The following is a 17098-nucleotide window of genomic DNA, read 5'->3' on the forward strand; positions in this document are numbered from 1 at the left end:
TGACCGGTACTAATAGGCCGAGGGCTTGTCCTCAGTTGCTCGCGTCCACTGTGTTGGTTCTGAAACCACGAACAGCCCCACCCGTTTTGGGTGGTGTGGCGTTCACAGTTTCATAGTGTTTCGGTGGTTTTAGCGTTAGGGAAACGCCCGGTTACATTCCGAACCCGGAAGCTAAGCCTTTCAGCGCCGATGGTACTGCAGGGGGACCCTGTGGGAGAGTAGGACGCCGCCGAACTCCTTTTAGAGCTCTGGCTCTTGGGCACACAGCCCGAGAGCCAGAGCTTTTTTGCGTTGAGGTAAGGTCAGTGAGCATCGTTGGCACGTTTCCCACAGGAGGCCCCCGGGTGGAGGTTCAGGAGACTCGCGTCCAGACGGACCGTGTGCTCACCATCCCGAACATCCTCAGCATGGCTCGGCTCGTCGGCGTGCCCCTCTTCCTGTGGCTGATTCTGAGGCCTGAGTTCGGTGGGCCCAAGAGTGACGGCTGGGCCCTTCTGGTACTGGCCCTGAGCGGCATCAGCGACTACCTGGACGGCAAGCTCGCCCGGCGCTGGAACCAGATCAGCAGCCTCGGCCGGCTTCTCGACCCCGCGGCCGACCGGCTCTACATTCTCTCGACTTTGGTCGGTCTCACCTGGCGTGAGATTCTGCCCCTTTGGTTGACCGCTGCACTTCTGCTGCGAGAGCTGGTTCTGCTGGTGATGGTGGGTATCCTCCGCCGTCATGGCTATCCGCCGCCCCAGGTGAACTTCCTGGGCAAGGCCGCCACCTTCAACCTGATGTATGCCTTCCCGCTGCTCCTGCTCAGTGACGGAAGCGGGTGGATCTCGTCACTCGCTGCTATTTTCGGATGGGCGTTCGCTGGATGGGGTACAACGCTGTACTGGTGGGCAGGAGTCCTCTACGTGGTACAAGTCCGCCGCCTGGTCCGTGCGGACGCCATGGCCGACTGAACTTGCGGATTGGTCCCACCGTGGCTGTCCGATGGCCCGTGGTCGAAAAGTGGGGGACAATCCTCGCGGGGGAAGTCGGCTAGACCGTCGTCTCTTAGAGGAGGACGCTTCCGACATGAAGGCCGTCGTGATGGCCGGAGGCGAAGGCACGCGTCTTCGCCCCATGACCTCAAGCATGCCCAAGCCGCTCCTGCCCGTGGCCAACCGCCCGATCATGGAGCACGTTCTGCGGCTGCTCAAAAGGCATGGGCTCAATGAAACAGTTGTTACTGTCCAGTTCCTGGCCTCGCTCGTCAAGAACTACTTCGGTGACGGCGAAGAGCTCGGCATGGAGCTGACCTATGCCAATGAGGAGAAGCCACTCGGTACCGCCGGAAGCGTCAAGAACGCCGAAGAGGCATTGAAGGACGATGCCTTCCTCGTCATCTCCGGCGATGCTCTGACGGATTTCGACCTCACGGAGCTCATCAATTTCCACAAGGAAAAGGGTGCGCTGGTCACGGTTTGCCTGACGCGTGTTCCCAATCCGCTGGAATTCGGCATCACCATTGTCGACGAGGAAGGCAAGGTGGAGCGCTTCCTCGAGAAGCCCACCTGGGGCCAGGTCTTCTCCGACACGGTCAACACCGGCATCTACGTGATGGAGCCCGAGGTCTTCGACTATGTCGAGCCCGATGTGCCCGTCGACTGGTCCGGCGATGTCTTCCCGCAGTTGATGAAGGAAGGCAAGCCCGTCTACGGCTACATCGCCGAGGGGTACTGGGAGGACGTCGGCACGCACGAGAGCTATGTGAAGGCGCAGGCCGACGTCCTGGAGGGCAAGGTCGACGTCGACATCGACGGGTTCGAGATCTCGGCAGGCGTCTGGGTTGCCGAGGGCGCGGAGGTGCATCCTGACGCCGTGCTCCGCGGTCCTCTTTACATCGGGGACTACGCCAAGGTCGAAGCCGGCGCGGAGCTCCGTGAGCACTCCGTCGTGGGTTCCAACGTGGTGGTCAAGAGCGGCGCCTTTCTGCACAAGTCCGTCGTTCACGACAACGTTTACGTGGGGCCGCACAGCAATCTGCGCGGCTGCGTCGTCGGGAAGAACACCGACATCATGCGCGCCGCGCGGATCGAGGACGGGGCGGTCATCGGTGATGAGTGTCTGATCGGTGAAGAATCGATCGTTCAGGGCAATGTGCGGGTCTATCCGTTCAAGACCATCGAGGCCGGTGCATTCGTCAACACGTCGGTCATCTGGGAGTCCAGGGGGCAGGCGCACCTCTTCGGCGCCCGCGGGGTGTCCGGAATCCTGAACGTCGAGATCACGCCGGAGCTGGCCGTGCGGCTCGCCGGTGCGTATGCGACCACTCTGAAGAAGGGGTCGACCGTCACCACGGCCCGGGACCATTCGCGTGGCGCCCGGGCGCTGAAGCGGGCGGTGATCTCCGCGCTGCAGGCCAGCGCCATCGACGTACGGGATCTGGAGAATGTTCCGCTGCCCGTGGCCCGGCAGCAGACCGCGCGGGGCAGTGCGGGCGGGATCATGATCCGTACGACGCCCGGGGTGCCGGACTCCGTGGACATCATGTTCTTCGACGGGAACGGTGCCGACCTGTCGCAGGGCAGTCAGCGAAAGCTGGACCGCGTGTTCGCGCGGCAGGAGTACCGTCGGGCCTTCCCCGGTGAGATCGGGGATCTGCATTTCCCGGCCAGCGTCTTCGACTCGTACACCGGGTCGTTGCTGCGGAATGTCGACACGACGGGCATCTCCGAGTCCGGGCTGAAGGTCGTCGTGGACGCGTCCAACGGCAGCGCGGGACTCGTGCTGCCGTCTCTGCTGGGGAAGCTCGGTGTCGACTCGCTGACGATCAATCCAGGTCTGGACGAGTCGAGGCCGACGGAGACGGCCGACATGCGGCGGTCGGGGATGGTGCGTCTCGGGGAGATTGTGGCGTCCTCCGGTGCCGCCTTCGGGGTGCGGTTCGACCCGGTCGGTGAGCGGCTGTCCCTCGTCGACGAGAAGGGGCGCATCATCGAGGACGACCGGGCGCTCCTCGTGATGCTGGACCTCGTGGCCGCCGAGCGGCGTAGTGGCAGGGTCGCGCTCCCGGTGACCACGACCCGGATCGCCGAGCAGGTGGCGGCGTACCACGGGACCCAGGTCGAGTGGACGACTACCTCTCCCGACGATCTCACGCGCGTCGGTGGCGAGGAAGGGACGATCTTCGGCGGTGACGGCAAGGGCGGGTTCATCGTCCCGGAGTTCAGCAGCGTGTACGACGCCACCGCGGCCTTCGTACGGCTCATCGGGCTCGTGGCGCGGACACAGCTCACGCTCAGCCAGATCGACGCCCGGATCCCGCGGGCGCACGTCCTGAAGCGGGACCTGGCGACCCCGTGGGCTGTCAAGGGTCTCGTGATGCGGCGGGTCGTCGAAGAGGCCGGAGATCGCTTCGTGGACACCACGGACGGCGTGCGTGTGGTGGAGACCGACGGACGCTGGGTGATGGTGCTGCCCGATCCGGCGGAGGCCGTCACGCACCTGTGGGCCGAGGGGCCGGACGACGCCTCCGCGCAGGCCCTGCTGGACGAGTGGTCGGCGGTCGTGGACAGCGCCGGCCGGTAGAACGAGCTGCACGCGTGCGTGCCGGACAAGTGTCCCCAACGGGGCCTGTCCGGCACGCCGGTGGGGCCGTTCGGAGGTAGTGGCCGCGACGTGCGACGATGTGCGGCATGCCGCAGCAACCCCCCATTCGGAGCACACCGACGCGGCCCCGGCGCCCGGATGCGTCCATGTCGTTGCTCACCAACGTCATGGACCACAGCCTTGATGACGGATATGCCCAGGCCGCCGAGCGCAAGAAGGCCGCGGGCGACGCCGGCCTGCCGAAGACCCTCAGGGCGAAGCTGGGGCTCGCGGCGGGCCTGGTGCTCGCGGCCCTGGTCGTGACCGTGGGAGCGGCACAGGCGCGGGTCGTCGCACCGGTCGTCGCCAAGGAGCGGGAAGAGCTGGTCGACCGGATCGACCGGGAGAGCGAGGCGGCGGACAAGCTGGAGGACTCCGTCGACGAGCTGCGCGCGGACGTCAGCGCCCGGCAGCGCGAGGCGCTCAAGCACAGCGGCAGCGCCGGGTCCGATCTGGTGGGCATCATGTCGGGCGCCGCCGCGGTGCACGGTCCCGGTGTGAAGCTCGTGGTGAACGACGCCAAGGACACCGGTGCGGGCGGTAACGGCGACCCGCGCGAGGCCTCCGGGTTCTCGGACACCGGCCGGGTGCGTGACCGGGACATGCAGCGCGTGGTCAACGGGCTGTGGGAGTCGGGCGCCGAGGCCGTCTCCATCAACGGACAGCGGCTGACGGCGCTGTCCGCGATCAGGGCCGCGGGGGACGCGATACTGGTCGACAACAAACCGCTGGTGCCGCCGTACACGGTGCTCGCGGTGGGGGACGGGCAGCGGCTGAGCACGCGGTTCCAGAACAGCGCGGACGGGTTGTATCTGAACGCGCTCCAGGAAAGCTACGGCGTCAGGACAGCCATCTCCGCGGAGGACGACCTCCGGCTGCCCGCGGCACCGAGTGTGATCGTACGTACAGCACAGCCGAGCACTGAGAAAAGCGAGAAGGGCACATCGTGATCGCCGTACTGGGCCTCGTCGTGGGAGTCGTGGCCGGCCTGTTGGTCCGGCCTGAGGTTCCGGCGGTGGTCGAGCCTTATCTGCCGATCGCCGTCGTGGCGGCGCTCGACGCCGTCTTCGGCGGTCTGCGCGCCATGCTCGACGGCATCTTCGACGACAAGGTCTTCGTGGTGTCGTTCCTGTCGAACGTGGTCGTGGCCGCGTTGATCGTGTTCCTGGGCGACAAGCTGGGCGTGGGTGCCCAGCTGTCCACCGGTGTGGTGGTCGTCCTCGGTATCCGGATCTTCTCGAATGCCGCGGCGATCCGCCGGCACGTGTTCCGGGCGTGAGGCCGATGAGCGAGAAGGACGAGAAGCGCGCCGAGGACAACGGCGACACGCGCGGGGAGCAGCGCGGCGGCAGCGGCGAGGGCGGGAACCGGCTTCGCAAGGAGCTGCCTCAGGAGGTGGCCGCGGCGGAGCCCGCCACCCAGGACACCCCGGAACGTGAGCCGAGGCCCGAGCCCGAGCCCGTGGCCGCTCCGGATCCTGACCCGGAGCCGGAGGTGGCGCCGGAGCCGCGGCTGACCGGTCGGCAGCGGCTGGTGCAGGGGTTGTGGCCGCCTCGGGTCAGCCGGGCCCAACTCATCGTCGCGCTGCTGCTGTTCGGCCTGGGCTTCGGGCTGGCCGTGCAGGTGGCCTCGAACAGCGACAGCGACAGCGCCCTGCGCGGTGCGCGTCAGGAAGATCTTGTCCGCATCCTCGATGAACTGGATGACCGAACCCAGCGTCTTGAGGACGAGAAGCAAGGGCTCGAGAAGCAGCGGGACGAGCTGGAGAACAGCTCGGACCAGGCCGAGGAGGCCCGGAAGCAGACGATCGAGAAGGAGCGGCAACTCGGCATCCTGGCGGGCACGGTGGCCGCGCAGGGGCCCGGCATCACCATGACCATCGAGGACACGAAGGGGACAGTCGAGTCGGACATGCTGCTCGACGCGGTCCAGGAACTGCGTGCGGCGGGTGCCGAGGCGATCCAGGTGAACGGCGTTCGGGTCGTCGCCGGCACGTATCTCACGGATTCCGGCAAGGGGGTGAGCGTCGACGGGAACAAGATCAACGCGCCCTATCGTTTCAAGGTCATCGGCAGGTCGCAGGACCTCGAGCCGGCGCTCAACATCCCCGGAGGCGTGGTGCAGACTCTCGAGAAGGAACAGGCCATCGTCACCGTGGAGCGGTCGACCAAGATCGTCGTGGACGCCTTGCGAGCAGCGAAGCGGCCTGACTACGCTCGGTCGTCCTCCCAGTGAACCGGCGGTGCATGGGCGGCGTCCGGCGAGGGCATGAGGTTGCGGGGGGTCGGCGCACCGAATGGGTGGTGCGTGGTGGAAACTGTCTGGTGCAGACGGACGTTGTCAGGATGTCCGGGTCGGCCAGAGTGTTCAGTCAGGGTTCGTCCTGCCCCACGGGCGGGTCTGTTTCGGTCAAGGGGAATCGCCCGTGAAGTTGTTTGCGAAGTTGTTCGGCAAGAGCCCGCGAGAGGGCAGCGACAATGCGACCGCCCGTCATCGCGCACAGCCTGACGCGGAGGGCCAGCGGCCGCTGTTCCGGGACCAGGTCGGCGGTCCGGGCGGTGACGTTCCCGGAGGTCAGGGCGCGCCGTCGGTTGACCCTGCGCAGCCCGGCGGCATAGGTTTCGGGCAACCCTCAAGTGCGGGTGGAGGGTTTTCCGACCCGTATGCGTCCAATGCACCCGGTGGGCAGCCGCGGCAGGAGGATCCCATGTCGGCCCTGGTGTGTACGAGGTGCGGCAACCGCAACGCGGAGAACAGCCGCTTCTGTTCCAACTGCGGCGCGCCGCTGCGGGCGGGGGCGACGCCGGAGCGTCCGTCCGAGACGACCTCCACGATCTCCATCTCCGGACTCGAGGCCTATGACGCCGAGGCCACCGGCCAGACGCCTACGCCGACGCTGTCTCCCGAGGCTCAGGCGGCCGTGGACGCGCTGCCGGTGGGCTCCGCGCTCCTGGTCGTGCGCCGGGGGCCGAACTCGGGCAGCCGCTTCCTGCTGGACGGCGATCTGACCACGGCCGGCCGTCATCCGCAGAGCGACATCTTCCTGGACGACGTCACGGTCTCCCGGCGGCACGTGGAGTTCCGTCGTGGTCAGGACGGCTCGTTCACGGTGGCCGACGTGGGCAGCCTGAACGGTACGTACGTGAACCGTGAGCGGATCGACCAGGTCGCCGTGAGCAACGGTGACGAGGTGCAGATCGGCAAGTACCGGCTGGTCTTCTACGCCAGCCAGCGGGGCTACTGACCCGGACTGCCTCCGGGGAACCCCAGCGAAGGTCCGTCCGTCAGGGAAGGTCCATGCTTCATACACCGAGCGGCGGTGCCGGGCACGGCGCCGCCGCCACGGACAGTGGGCTGATGAGCATCGGCACGGTGCTGAACGCGCTGCGCGACGAGTTCCCCGAAGTCACCATCTCCAAGATCCGCTTCCTGGAGTCGGAGGGGCTCATCGAGCCGCAGCGGACCCCTTCGGGGTATCGCAAGTTCAGCGCCCGTGATGTCGAGCGCCTCGGGCACGTCCTGAGGATGCAGCGGGACCACTATCTGCCCCTGAAGGTGATTCGCGAGCACCTGGAGGCCATGGAGCGCGGTGAGGCCGTCCCGCTGCCGACCGTGGGCCGTCAGCGTGAGGGCGATTCCGCGCCCGAGCCTCCCGAGGGGCTGCCCACGGCTGCCAGGGTCGGGCGTGAGGAGCTGCTCGCCGCCGCCGGGGTGGACGAGGAGGAGCTCAGGGAGTGGGAGTCGTACGGTCTGGTCACTCCACTGGAGGACGGGGCGTACGAGGCGGAGGCGGTCACGGTGGCCGCGCTCGTCGCCGAGCTGGGGCGGTTCGGGATCGAGCCGCGGCACCTGCGGGTGATGAAGGCGGCCGCCGACCGTGAGGCAGGGCTCGTGGACCAGGTGGTGGCCCCGCTGAAGCGCCACCGGAACCCGCAGACCAGGGCTCATGCGGAGGCCCGTACCAAGGAGCTGGCGGGGCTCACGGTGAAGCTGCACGCCGCTCTGGTGCAGACGGCGCTCGGGGTGCGGCTGCCATGAGGTCGCCCGACGCGTGGGGGCCGGATCAGGCGCCTGATCCCTGCCCGACTACCCAAACGTCCCGAGCACGGCCTAGGGTTGCTGTGTGAACGAGCTCGATGTCGTAGGTGTCCGGGTCGAGATGCCCTCCAACCAACCGATCGTGCTGCTGCGTGAAGTGGGAGGCGACCGTTACCTCCCCATCTGGATCGGGCCGGGCGAGGCGACGGCGATCGCCTTCGCCCAGCAGGGCATGGCTCCGGCGCGGCCGCTGACCCACGACCTGTTCAAGGACGTGCTGGAAGCCGTCGGTCAGGAGCTCACGGAAGTGCGTATCACGGACCTGCGTGAAGGCGTCTTCTACGCGGAGCTGGTCTTCGCCAGCGGCGTCGAGGTGAGCGCCCGTCCGTCCGACGCCATAGCGCTGGCTTTGCGCACCGGGACGCCGATCTACGGGAGTGACACGGTGCTCGACGACGCCGGTATCGCGATCCCGGACGAGCAGGAGGACGAGGTGGAGAAGTTCCGCGAGTTCCTCGACCAGATCTCCCCGGAGGACTTCGGGAGCAGCAGTCAGTGAGCTCCGGAGGCCGGTGACTGCCGGCCGAGCGGGGAGCGGCAGCGGTCGTGAGACGCGTGGGCGGCCCGGCGGACGATGAGTCCGCGGCAGGGCCGCCGCCGTATGTGTGAGGGGTGAATTGCCCGCATGTGCCGGTGGCGAGTGAGAGCGTCACACGGCCCGTGCCGAAGGCATTCGGCTAGCCTTTCCCCGCGGTGGGGCACGGGAAACCACTCTTAGGGTGATTATCACTCGGCGTGGCGAGTGTGGCGATCGTTGACGCACCCCGGGTGACTGCCTACCGTCGAGAAGGCAGGTCAAGGACGGAGGTCGGCGTGAGAAGCAGCGGCGACGGTACGGCTGGGGGCGGCCCCGAGCGCAGTCTCAGGGTGAGTGGTCCGTACGCTCCCCCCGGCTCTCGGCTCCTTTCGGGCGGGGGGTATCCCCAGCCCGACGGTGCGGCCGAGCACGCTCCGCAGCGACCGTCGGCGGTGCCGAGCAGCGGAGGGACGACGTCCATGGCGTCCGAGCAGATCGGCTATCGCGGCCCCACGGCCTGCGCGGCCGCCGGTATCACCTACCGGCAGCTGGACTACTGGGCCCGCACCGGTCTCGTCGAGCCGAGTGTGCGCCCCGCCTACGGGTCCGGGACACAGCGGTTGTACAGCTTCCGGGACGTCGTCGTCCTGAAGATCGTCAAGCGGTTCCTCGACACCGGGGTGTCGCTGCAGAACATCCGCACGGCGGTCCAGCACCTCAGGGAACGCGGTTTCCGCGACCTGGAGCGGATGACGCTGATGAGTGACGGTGCGACGGTCTACGAGTGCACCTCGCCGGACGAGGTCCACGCTCTGCTCCAAGGGGGGCAGGGCGTCTTCGGGATCGCCGTGGGTGTCGTGTGGCGGGACGTCGAGAGCGCGCTGTCCCAGCTGCACGGGGAGCGGATCGACACCGGCGAGACCCTGGTCGGGCCCAATCCGGCGGACGAGCTGGCGCGGCGGCGGAACCGGGCCGTCTGACCCGCTGGGCGGTGCGGTGTGCGTGCCGCGGAAGTAGGCGGGACGTTTCCGTGCCGGGCCGCAAGCGGTGTCTGCCGGATTGGTCGGGGCGGTTCGGCACGGCGTCGTCGGTGCGTTGTCAGTGGCGTAGGGCAGCATCGGAGTTGTGAGAACCGCGCCCACGATCCTGCATCTCGACATGGATGCCTTCTTCGCCTCGGTCGAGCAGGCGTCCAAGCCGAGCCTGCGCGGGAAGGCCGTGGTCGTGGGCGGACTCGGGCCGCGGGGTGTGGTCGCGACCGCGTCGTACGAGGCCCGGGTCTTCGGGGTGCACTCGGCGCTGCCCATGGCGCAGGCCCGGCGGCTCGCGCCCAACGCCGCGTATCTCGTGCCGCGCTTCGGGTTCTACCGGGCGATCAGCGAGCGGGTGATGGAGCTGCTGCGGGCCCTTTCACCGCTGGTGGAGCCGTTGAGCCTGGACGAGGCGTTCGTGGACCTGGAGGCCGGTGGGGCGGCCTGGGACGAGCGGTCGGCGCGGCTGGCCGGGGTGAAACTGCGTGCGGACATCCGGGCCGTCACGGGACTCACGGGGTCGGTGGGGCTGGCCGCGTCCAAGATGCTCGCGAAGATCGCCTCGGAGCAGGCCAAGCCCGACGGGCTGGTGTTGATCGAGCCGGGGACGGAGCGGGCCATGCTGGGGCCGATGTCGGTGCGGACCCTGCCGGGGGTCGGGCCGGCCACGGGCGACCATCTTCGGCGGGCCGGGATCACCACGGTCGAGGAGATCGCCGAGGCGGGTGAGGACGAGCTGGTCCGGCTGCTGGGGAAGGCGCACGGGCACGGGCTCTACGCCATGGCCCTGGCGCGGGACGACCGGCCCGTGGTGGCGGAGCGGGAGGCGAAGTCGGTGTCGGTCGAGGACACCTACGACGTGGACATCCACGACCGGCTGCGGGTCGGGCTGGAGGTGCGGCGGCTCGCCGACCGCTGTGTGCGGCGGCTGCGCGAGGCCGGGCTGTCCGGGCGGACCATCGTGCTGAAGGTGCGGCGGTACGACTTCTCGACGCGCACCCGTTCCGAGACGCTGCGGGGGCCGACGGACGATCCCGGGGTGATCCGTGAGGCGGCGGCCAGACTGTTGGACTCGGTCGACACGACGGGCGGTGTGCGGCTGCTCGGGGTGGGCGTGAGCGGGCTCGCCGACTACACACAGGAGGACCTGTTCGCGCAGGCGGCCGGTCAGCGGGCGGTCGCGGAGGGCCCGGTCGAGGAGCACGCCGCGGGGCCGGTCGAGGAGCAGCCCGCGCCGGCCGAGCGGCGTTGGCCCGCCGGGCACGATGTGCGGCACGCCGGGTTCGGGCACGGGTGGGTGCAGGGCAGCGGCCTGGGGCGGGTCACCGTGCGGTTCGAGACGCCCGACTCGGAGCCCGGGCGGGTGCGGACCTTCCGGGTCGACGATCCGGAGCTGGAGCCGGCGGATCCGTTGCCTCTGGTGTTACGAGAGCCGGAGGGGGGCGATGGGCCGGATGGTGACTCCGGGGGTGTGGGGCTGCGCTCCGCCGCCCCTTAGGCGGCTCGCCAGGGGCTTCAGGCCGTCTCGTCGGTGCCTGCCAGTTTGCCGAAGTCGTGGTCCTGGAGCGGGGGAGGGGCGGCGACGTCGAGGCCGTAGTGGTGGTAGAGCTGCAGTTCCTGCTCCGGGGAGAGGTGACGGCCCACACCGAAGTCGGGGGCGTCCTTGATGAGGGCGCGGTCGAAGGGCACGTGGAGGGCGCCGTCGATCAGTTCGCTGGGCTCGAGGGGGACGAAGGCGTCCCGGCTGAACAGGCCGGTCCGTATGGCCGCCCACTCCGGCACGCCGGTGGCGTCGTCGAGGTACACCTCGTCGATCGTGCCGATCCTGGTCCCGTTGCGGTCGAACGCCTTGCGGCCGATCAGGTTGCGCGGATCGATATCGGTTCGCACGGGCCCTCCACATGGTCGCAACTCATCCGTAACCACTACAAAACGGCACAATCGAGGAGGCGGCCACTCGAAGGTTCGTGCGTGGGACGCGCTGGTAGGCTGACAACGGCTGCTGACCCCGTGCGGGAGAGTCCTCCAGACACCATCGGAGGCGCCGAAGGAGCAAATCCTCCCCGGAATCTCTCAGGCTCACGTACCGCACGGACGAGGTCACTCTGGAAAGCAGGGCGGATGTCACGGCTTCCGCTCTCACCGACGGTGAAAGCCGGAGGCCTTCGGGCGATCCGGTGAAGCTCTCAGGTTGACATGACAGAGGGGGAGGCCGTCCGGGTACCCGTGCCGTGGTGCCCCTCGAAGGTCGTGTCAGACCAGGAGGCCTCCGCATATGACCGCCCATCGCATTCCGCTCTCCGAGCTCGAAGAGGCAGTCCCCTTCGAGCAGCGCCACATCGGCCCCGACCACGAGGCGTGCGCCAAGATGCTCGCGCACGTCGGCTACGGCTCGCTGGACGAGCTGACGGCCGCCGCCGTCCCGGCCGTGATCAAGAGCGCCGAGGCACTGGACCTGCCGGGCGCCCGCAGCGAGGCCGAGGTGATCGCCGAGCTGCGCTCCCTCGCCGACCGCAACCAGGTCCTCGGCTCCATGATCGGGCTCGGCTACTACGGCACGTTCACGCCGCCGGTGGTCATGCGCAACGTCATGGAGAACCCGTCCTGGTACACGGCTTACACGCCCTACCAGCCGGAGATCTCGCAGGGCCGGCTCGAGGCGCTGCTCAACTTCCAGACCATGGTCGCCGACCTGACCGGACTGCCGACCTCCGGCGCCTCCCTGCTCGACGAGGGCACCGCTGCGGCCGAGGCCATGGCCCTGTCGCGGCGGCTGGGCAAGAACAAGAAGGGCCTGTTCCTGGTCGACGCGGACGCGCTGCCGCAGACCATCGCCGTGATCGAGACCCGGGCCGAGCCGACCGGAGTCGAGGTCGTCGTCGCCGATCTCAGTGCCGGCATCCCCGCCGAGATCGCCGAGCGCGAGATCAACGGCGTGCTGATCCAGTACCCGGGCGCCTCCGGAGCCGTACGGGACATCAAGCCGGTCATCGACCAGGCGCACGAGCTCGGGGCGCTCGTCACCGTCGCCGCCGATCTGCTCGCGCTGGCCCTGCTGAAGTCGCCCGGGGAGCTCGGCGCGGACATCGCGGTCGGGACGACACAGCGGTTCGGTGTGCCGATGGGCTTCGGCGGACCGCACGCCGGTTACATGGCCGTCGGGGAGAAGATGGCGCGCAGCCTGCCCGGGCGGCTCGTCGGCGTGTCCGTGGACGCCGACGGGAACAAGGCCTACCGGCTGGCGCTGCAGACGCGTGAGCAGCACATCCGTCGTGAGAAGGCCACCAGCAACATCTGTACCGCCCAGGTGCTGCTCGCCGTGATGGCCGGCATGTACGCCGTGTACCACGGGCCCGAGGGCCTCAGGAGCATCGCGCGGCGCACCCACCGGTACGCCACGGTCCTCGCCGCCGGGCTCGCGAACGGCGGTGTCGAGGTCGTGCACGGCGCCTACTTCGACACCCTGACCGTGCGTGTCGAGGGCCGGGCCGCAGAGGTCGTGACCGCCGCGGAGCGGAACGGGGTCAACCTGCGTCTCGTCGACGCCGACCTGGTCTCGATCTCCTGCGACGAGACCACGACGCGGGCCCAGCTGCGTGCCGTATGGGCCGCGTTCGGGGTCGAGGGTGTCGTCGAGGCGCTGGACGCCGCAACGGAGGACGGGCTTCCGGGCGCCCTGCTGCGGTCCGACGAGTACATGACGCACCCGGTCTTCCACCAGTACCGCTCCGAGACCGCCATGCTGCGCTATCTGCGCCGGCTGGCCGACCGTGACTACGCGCTCGACCGCGGCATGATCCCGCTGGGCTCCTGCACCATGAAGCTCAACGCGACCACGGAGATGGAGCCGGTCACCTGGCCCGAGTTCGGGCAGCTGCACCCGTTCGCCCCCGCGGCGCAGGCCGAGGGCTACCTCACGCTCATCCACGAGCTTGAGGAACGTCTTGCCGAGGTCACCGGGTACGACAAGGTGTCCCTCCAGCCGAACGCCGGCTCGCAGGGCGAGCTGGCCGGTCTGCTCGCCGTACGCGGGTACCACCGGGCCAACGGGGAAGCGCAGCGCACCGTGTGCCTGATCCCGTCGTCCGCGCACGGCACCAACGCCGCGAGCGCGGTGATGGCGGGCATGAAGGTCGTCGTCGTGAAGACCGCGGAGGACGGCGAGATCGACGTCGAGGACCTGCGGGCGAAGATCGAGCAGCACCGTGACGAGCTGGCCGTGCTGATGATCACCTACCCGTCCACGCACGGAGTGTTCGAGGAGCACGTCTCCGAGATCTGCGCGCAGGTGCACGAGGCGGGCGGGCAGGTCTACGTCGACGGGGCCAACCTCAACGCGCTCGTGGGGCTCGCCAAGCCGGGGCACTTCGGCGGGGACGTCTCGCACCTGAACCTGCACAAGACCTTCTGCATCCCGCACGGCGGCGGCGGGCCCGGCGTGGGCCCGGTGGCGGTGCGTGAGCACCTCGCGCCGTATCTGCCGAACCATCCGCTGCAGCCCGAGGCGGGCCCGGAGACCGGGGTCGGCCCCATCTCCGCGGCGCCGTGGGGCTCGGCCGGCATCCTGCCGATCTCCTGGGCGTACGTCCGGCTGATGGGCGGCGAGGGGCTGAAGCGGGCCACGCAGGTGGCCGTGCTCAGCGCCAACTACATCGCCAAGCGCCTCGAGCCGCACTACCCGGTGCTCTACACCGGCCCCGGCGGGCTCGTCGCGCACGAGTGCATCATCGACCTGCGGCCGCTGAACAAGGCGACCGGCGTGAGCGTCGACGACGTCGCCAAGCGGCTGATCGACTACGGCTTCCACGCGCCGACGATGTCGTTCCCGGTGGCCGGGACGCTGATGATCGAGCCGACCGAGTCGGAGGACCTGGCCGAGCTGGACCGGTTCTGCGAGGCGATGATCGCCATCCGCGCGGAGATCGAGAAGGTCGGCTCAGGCGCATGGCCTGCCGACGACAACCCGCTGCGGGGCGCCCCGCACACCGCCGGCGCGCTCGCGGGGGAGTGGGAGCACGCCTACAGCCGTGAGGACGCGGTCTTCCCGGCCGGGGTCACGGCCTCCGACAAGTACTGGCCGCCGGTGCGCCGCATCGACCAGGCCTTCGGCGACCGGAACCTGGTGTGCTCCTGCCCGCCGCTGGACGCGTACGAGGACTGATCGACCGACCGGTCAGAGGGAGGGGCTCCGCTGATGCGGGGCCCCTCCGTCGTGCGGAGGCTCTCTCCGTCATGCGACCGCGAGTGACACCTCGGTCGACTTGATCAGGGCGATGACGGGGGTTCCGGCCGACAGGTGGAGATCGTCCGCGGCGTCCCTAGTGATCGCCGCCGTCAGTTCGCCGCCCTCGACGGTGATCCGGACGGAGGCCATCGCGTCGCCGGCCGCGATGCCCGTGACCGTACCGGGGAGCCGGTTGCGGATGGACAGGCCCGCGACGGGGGCGGTGGCCAGCGCGACCTCCGTCGACTTCACCAGGGCGCGTACGGCGGTGCCCGGGGTGAGACCGAGGTCGTCGGCGCCCTGGCGGGTGATCGCGGCGGTGAGGTCCTGTCCGCCGGTGAGGCGGACCCTGACCGTCGCCATGGCCTCGCCCGGCGTGACGGCGGTGACGGTGCCGGGGAGCTGGTTGCGGATGCTCAGGCTCATGGGTGCACGGTAGCCCGGTGAGTCCCCTGCGCCGGGTACGCGGGTGTTTGCGTCGCCTTGACCGTCGCCCAGACCGGTGCACCGGGGCGCAGATCGTCAGCCGACGTGGACCCTCGGGCGCCGCTTCCGGTCGCGTTCCGCCTCGCGCAGGACCTCGCGTGTCACCGGGGCGACCTCGCCCTGGCCGAACAGGAAGAAGCGCAGGAGGTTGGTGAAGGGTCCGCCCTCGGTCCACTCGAAGTAGATGTGCGGGGTGCACCCGGTCAGGTCTCGGGCGTGCAGGAGCAGGGCTGCCAGCGCGTTGGGGACGGAGGAGGACTCCAGGGTCAGGACGCGGTAGCGGCCGTGGAGCACCTCGCCGCGGACGGTCAGGCTCGCCTCGAACTCCGACGGGTCGGTGACCGTCACCTCGACGAAGACGAAGTCCTCCTGCCCGGGCACGTCGTTGTCCTGCCGGATCTGCTCGATCTTGTCCCGGTACTCCGCGATGTCGCGCCGGTCGGGCTCGTTGGCGATGAACCGCATCCTGCGGCTGGCCATGTCCCGGACGAAGCGTTCCGCCATGGCGTCCAGCGACACGCTGGTCACGCGCAGTTCGAACGCCCGGGCCAGCCGCGACAGCAGGGAGACCAGAATGATCCCGGCGATGAAACAGGCACCGATCTTCACGCCGTCCGGGCGCTCGATGACGTTGAGCACGGTCGTGTAGAGGAACACCGCGGAGATGACCGCGAAGCCGATGGTCCAGTTCCGCTGCCGGGCCTTGCGAGCGGCGATGGTCACCGCGATCGCGGCGGAGCTGATGAGGACCAGCACACCGGTGGCGTAGGCGCCGCCCTGCGCGTTGACGTCGGCGTCGAAGATCCAGGTGACCAGGAAGGCGATCAGGGTGAAGACGATGACCATGGGGCGTACGGCGCGGGCCCAGTGCGGGGCCATGCCGTAGCGGGGGAGGTAGCGGGGCATCAGGTTGAGCAGGCCGGCCATCGCGGAGGCGCCGGCGAACCACAGGATGGCGATCGTCGAGACGTCGTAGACGGTGCCGAAGGCGTTGCCCAGGTAGTCGTGCGCCAGATAGGCCAGGGCGCGTCCGTTGGCCTGGCCGCCCGCCTCGAACTCCTTCTCCGGGATGAGGAGCGTGGTGATGAAGCTGGTCGTGATGAGGAAGACGCTCATGATGAGAGCGGCCGTGGTGAGCAGCTTCTTCGTGTCCCGGATGCGGCCCTTCGGGTTCTCCTCCGTGTCGCCGGCGTCGCCCTTGACGTGCGGCATCACGGCGACCCCGGTCTCGAATCCGGACAGGCCGAGGGCCAGCTTCGGGAAGACCAGCAGGGCGACGCCGATCATGACGAATATGTTGCTGTGCTGGGTGGTGAGCGCGCTGGACCAGTCGGTGATCACATGACCGGCGGTGACCACGTGGTAGAGGCCGACGACCACCACGACCGCGTTCAGCGCGAGGTAGGCGCCCACCAGGGCGACCGCCACGCCGATGGCCTCCAGGAAGCCCTTGAGGAACACCGCCCCGAGCAGCGCGACCAGGATCAGGGTGATCAGCAGCTGCTTGTCGTGCAGGGCGCTGTTCAGGTGCGGGTTCTCCACCAGGTGCGTGGAGGCGTCGGCGGCCGACAGGGTGATGGTGATCAGGAAGTCGGTGGCGGCGAAGCCCAGCAGGGTCAGCACGAACAGCTTGCCCTGCCAGAAGGAGAGCAGCCGCTCCAGCATCGCGATCGAGCCCTCGCCGTGGGGGCTCTCCTCGGCCACCCGGCGGTAGACCGGCAGGGCGCCCGCCAGCGTGACGATCACCAGCACGATCGTCGCGATCGGCGAGAGCAGTCCAGCGGCGAGGGCCGCGATGCCCGGCTGGTAGCCGAGCGTGGAGAAGTAGTCGACGCCGGTCAGGCACATCACCCGCCACCAGGGCTGGCCCTTGTGCGGGGGCTCCGGTTCGGCGTGGGGTCCGGTGTGGCCGCCGCCCTTGCCCATGTCGGACAGGCCCTCCAGCATCCAGGCGCGCAGGCGACCGGGTGGGGAGGGCTCCGTACGGCTCGGTGGCAGGTGCTCAGTGGTGGCCATCGAAGGTGCTCCCGAGAGGCGGCGCAGGGTGATTCCGGCCATCACTGGACGGCCCGATCAGCGTAAGCGGAGCGTGACGTCATGGCCCTCGGATGAGGCGGC

13 protein-coding genes, 1 rRNA gene, 1 pseudogene and 1 riboswitch are annotated in these 17098 nt (G+C 69.1%); of the genes and pseudogenes, 12 read left to right on the forward strand and 3 right to left on the reverse strand.

The features are described from left to right. The first annotated feature begins 119 nt into the window (after window positions 1–119). From rrf to ACWIF2_RS03240, 11 genes and pseudogenes are all read left to right on the forward strand, one after another. Window positions 120–235, forward strand: a 5S ribosomal RNA gene (rrf, locus tag ACWIF2_RS03190). Window positions 236–344: 109 nt separating this feature from the next. Continuing rightward, window positions 345–953 (forward strand): CDP-alcohol phosphatidyltransferase family protein, encoded by a 609-nt coding sequence (locus tag ACWIF2_RS03195; protein ID WP_382500215.1) that lies wholly within the window; start codon window positions 345–347, stop codon window positions 951–953. 115 nt (window positions 954–1068) lie between these two features. Beyond that, entirely contained in the window at window positions 1069–3564 is a 2496-nt protein-coding gene (locus tag ACWIF2_RS03200) for a mannose-1-phosphate guanyltransferase (RefSeq protein ID WP_328415863.1), read from the forward strand. Between the two features lie 98 nt (window positions 3565–3662). Then, window positions 3663–4574 carry a DUF881 domain-containing protein gene (locus tag ACWIF2_RS03205; RefSeq protein ID WP_454358299.1) on the forward strand — a complete coding sequence of 304 codons (912 nt, stop codon included), beginning with the start codon at window positions 3663–3665 and terminating at the stop codon, window positions 4572–4574. After that, window positions 4571–4903 (forward strand): small basic family protein, encoded by a 333-nt coding sequence (locus tag ACWIF2_RS03210; protein ID WP_003988855.1) that lies wholly within the window; start codon window positions 4571–4573, stop codon window positions 4901–4903. The genes ACWIF2_RS03205 and ACWIF2_RS03210 overlap by 4 nt, the downstream gene beginning before the upstream one ends. 5 nt (window positions 4904–4908) lie before the next feature. Continuing rightward, window positions 4909–5859: a DUF881 domain-containing protein gene (locus ACWIF2_RS03215; RefSeq protein WP_454358300.1), complete on the forward strand. Its 951-nt coding sequence runs from the start codon at window positions 4909–4911 to the stop codon at window positions 5857–5859. Between the two features lie 61 nt (window positions 5860–5920). Beyond that, window positions 5921–6868 (forward strand): FHA domain-containing protein, encoded by a 948-nt coding sequence (locus ACWIF2_RS03220; protein WP_454358301.1) that lies wholly within the window; start codon window positions 5921–5923, stop codon window positions 6866–6868. Between the two features lie 53 nt (window positions 6869–6921). After that, on the forward strand, window positions 6922–7662 hold the full coding sequence (gene ftsR / locus ACWIF2_RS03225; protein WP_454358302.1) for a transcriptional regulator FtsR: 741 nt from the start codon (window positions 6922–6924) through the stop codon (window positions 7660–7662). 85 nt (window positions 7663–7747) lie between these two features. Continuing rightward, window positions 7748–8221 carry a bifunctional nuclease family protein gene (locus ACWIF2_RS03230; RefSeq protein WP_003988851.1) on the forward strand — a complete coding sequence of 158 codons (474 nt, stop codon included), beginning with the start codon at window positions 7748–7750 and terminating at the stop codon, window positions 8219–8221. Window positions 8222–8535: 314 nt separating this feature from the next. Continuing rightward, a complete protein-coding gene (locus tag ACWIF2_RS03235) occupies window positions 8536–9219 on the forward strand; it encodes a MerR family transcriptional regulator (RefSeq protein WP_454358303.1) in 684 nt (227 codons plus the stop codon). Window positions 9220–9364: 145 nt separating this feature from the next. Then, a pseudogene (locus tag ACWIF2_RS03240) lies at window positions 9365–10867 on the forward strand (DNA polymerase IV). Here ACWIF2_RS03240 and ACWIF2_RS03245 read toward each other — a convergent pair. Continuing rightward, complete coding sequence (locus tag ACWIF2_RS03245) at window positions 10786–11160, reverse strand: PRC-barrel domain-containing protein (RefSeq protein WP_382500199.1); 375 nt, start codon at window positions 11158–11160, stop codon at window positions 10786–10788. The pseudogene ACWIF2_RS03240 and the gene ACWIF2_RS03245 overlap by 82 nt on opposite strands. 113 nt (window positions 11161–11273) lie before the next feature. Next, a riboswitch (glycine riboswitch) is annotated at window positions 11274–11369 on the forward strand. 176 nt (window positions 11370–11545) lie between these two features. Between ACWIF2_RS03245 and gcvP the strand changes: the two genes are divergently transcribed. Beyond that, the gene (gene gcvP / locus ACWIF2_RS03250) at window positions 11546–14431 is read left to right on the forward strand and encodes an aminomethyl-transferring glycine dehydrogenase (RefSeq protein WP_454358304.1); all 2886 of its coding nucleotides are present in this window, start codon (window positions 11546–11548) and stop codon (window positions 14429–14431) included. Window positions 14432–14500: 69 nt separating this feature from the next. Here the strand turns inward: gcvP and ACWIF2_RS03255 are convergent, their stop codons facing one another. After that, on the reverse strand, window positions 14501–14920 hold the full coding sequence (locus ACWIF2_RS03255; RefSeq protein WP_454358305.1) for a TOBE domain-containing protein: 420 nt from the start codon (window positions 14918–14920) through the stop codon (window positions 14501–14503). 96 nt (window positions 14921–15016) lie between these two features. Continuing rightward, the gene (locus tag ACWIF2_RS03260; protein WP_454358306.1) at window positions 15017–16996 is read right to left on the reverse strand and encodes an amino acid transporter; all 1980 of its coding nucleotides are present in this window, start codon (window positions 16994–16996) and stop codon (window positions 15017–15019) included. Window positions 16997–17098 lie beyond the last annotated feature (102 nt).

This window comes from Streptomyces sp. NPDC055506 (genome assembly GCF_053643595.1).

Coding starts and splice junctions, on each gene's coding strand:
- ACWIF2_RS03200 (WP_328415863.1), top strand. CDS start 1,069: ATGAAGGCCGTCGTGATGGCCGGAGGCGAAGGCACGCGTCTTCGCCCC.
- ACWIF2_RS03205 (WP_454358299.1), top strand. CDS start 3,663: ATGTGCGGCATGCCGCAGCAACCCCCCATTCGGAGCACACCGACGCGG.
- ACWIF2_RS03215 (WP_454358300.1), top strand. CDS start 4,909: ATGAGCGAGAAGGACGAGAAGCGCGCCGAGGACAACGGCGACACGCGC.
- ACWIF2_RS03220 (WP_454358301.1), top strand. CDS start 5,921: ATGGGTGGTGCGTGGTGGAAACTGTCTGGTGCAGACGGACGTTGTCAG.
- ftsR (WP_454358302.1), top strand. CDS start 6,922: ATGCTTCATACACCGAGCGGCGGTGCCGGGCACGGCGCCGCCGCCACG.
- gcvP (WP_454358304.1), top strand. CDS start 11,546: ATGACCGCCCATCGCATTCCGCTCTCCGAGCTCGAAGAGGCAGTCCCC.
- ACWIF2_RS03255 (WP_454358305.1), bottom strand. CDS start 14,920: ATGAGCCTGAGCATCCGCAACCAGCTCCCCGGCACCGTCACCGCCGTC.
- ACWIF2_RS03260 (WP_454358306.1), bottom strand. CDS start 16,996: ATGGCCACCACTGAGCACCTGCCACCGAGCCGTACGGAGCCCTCCCCA.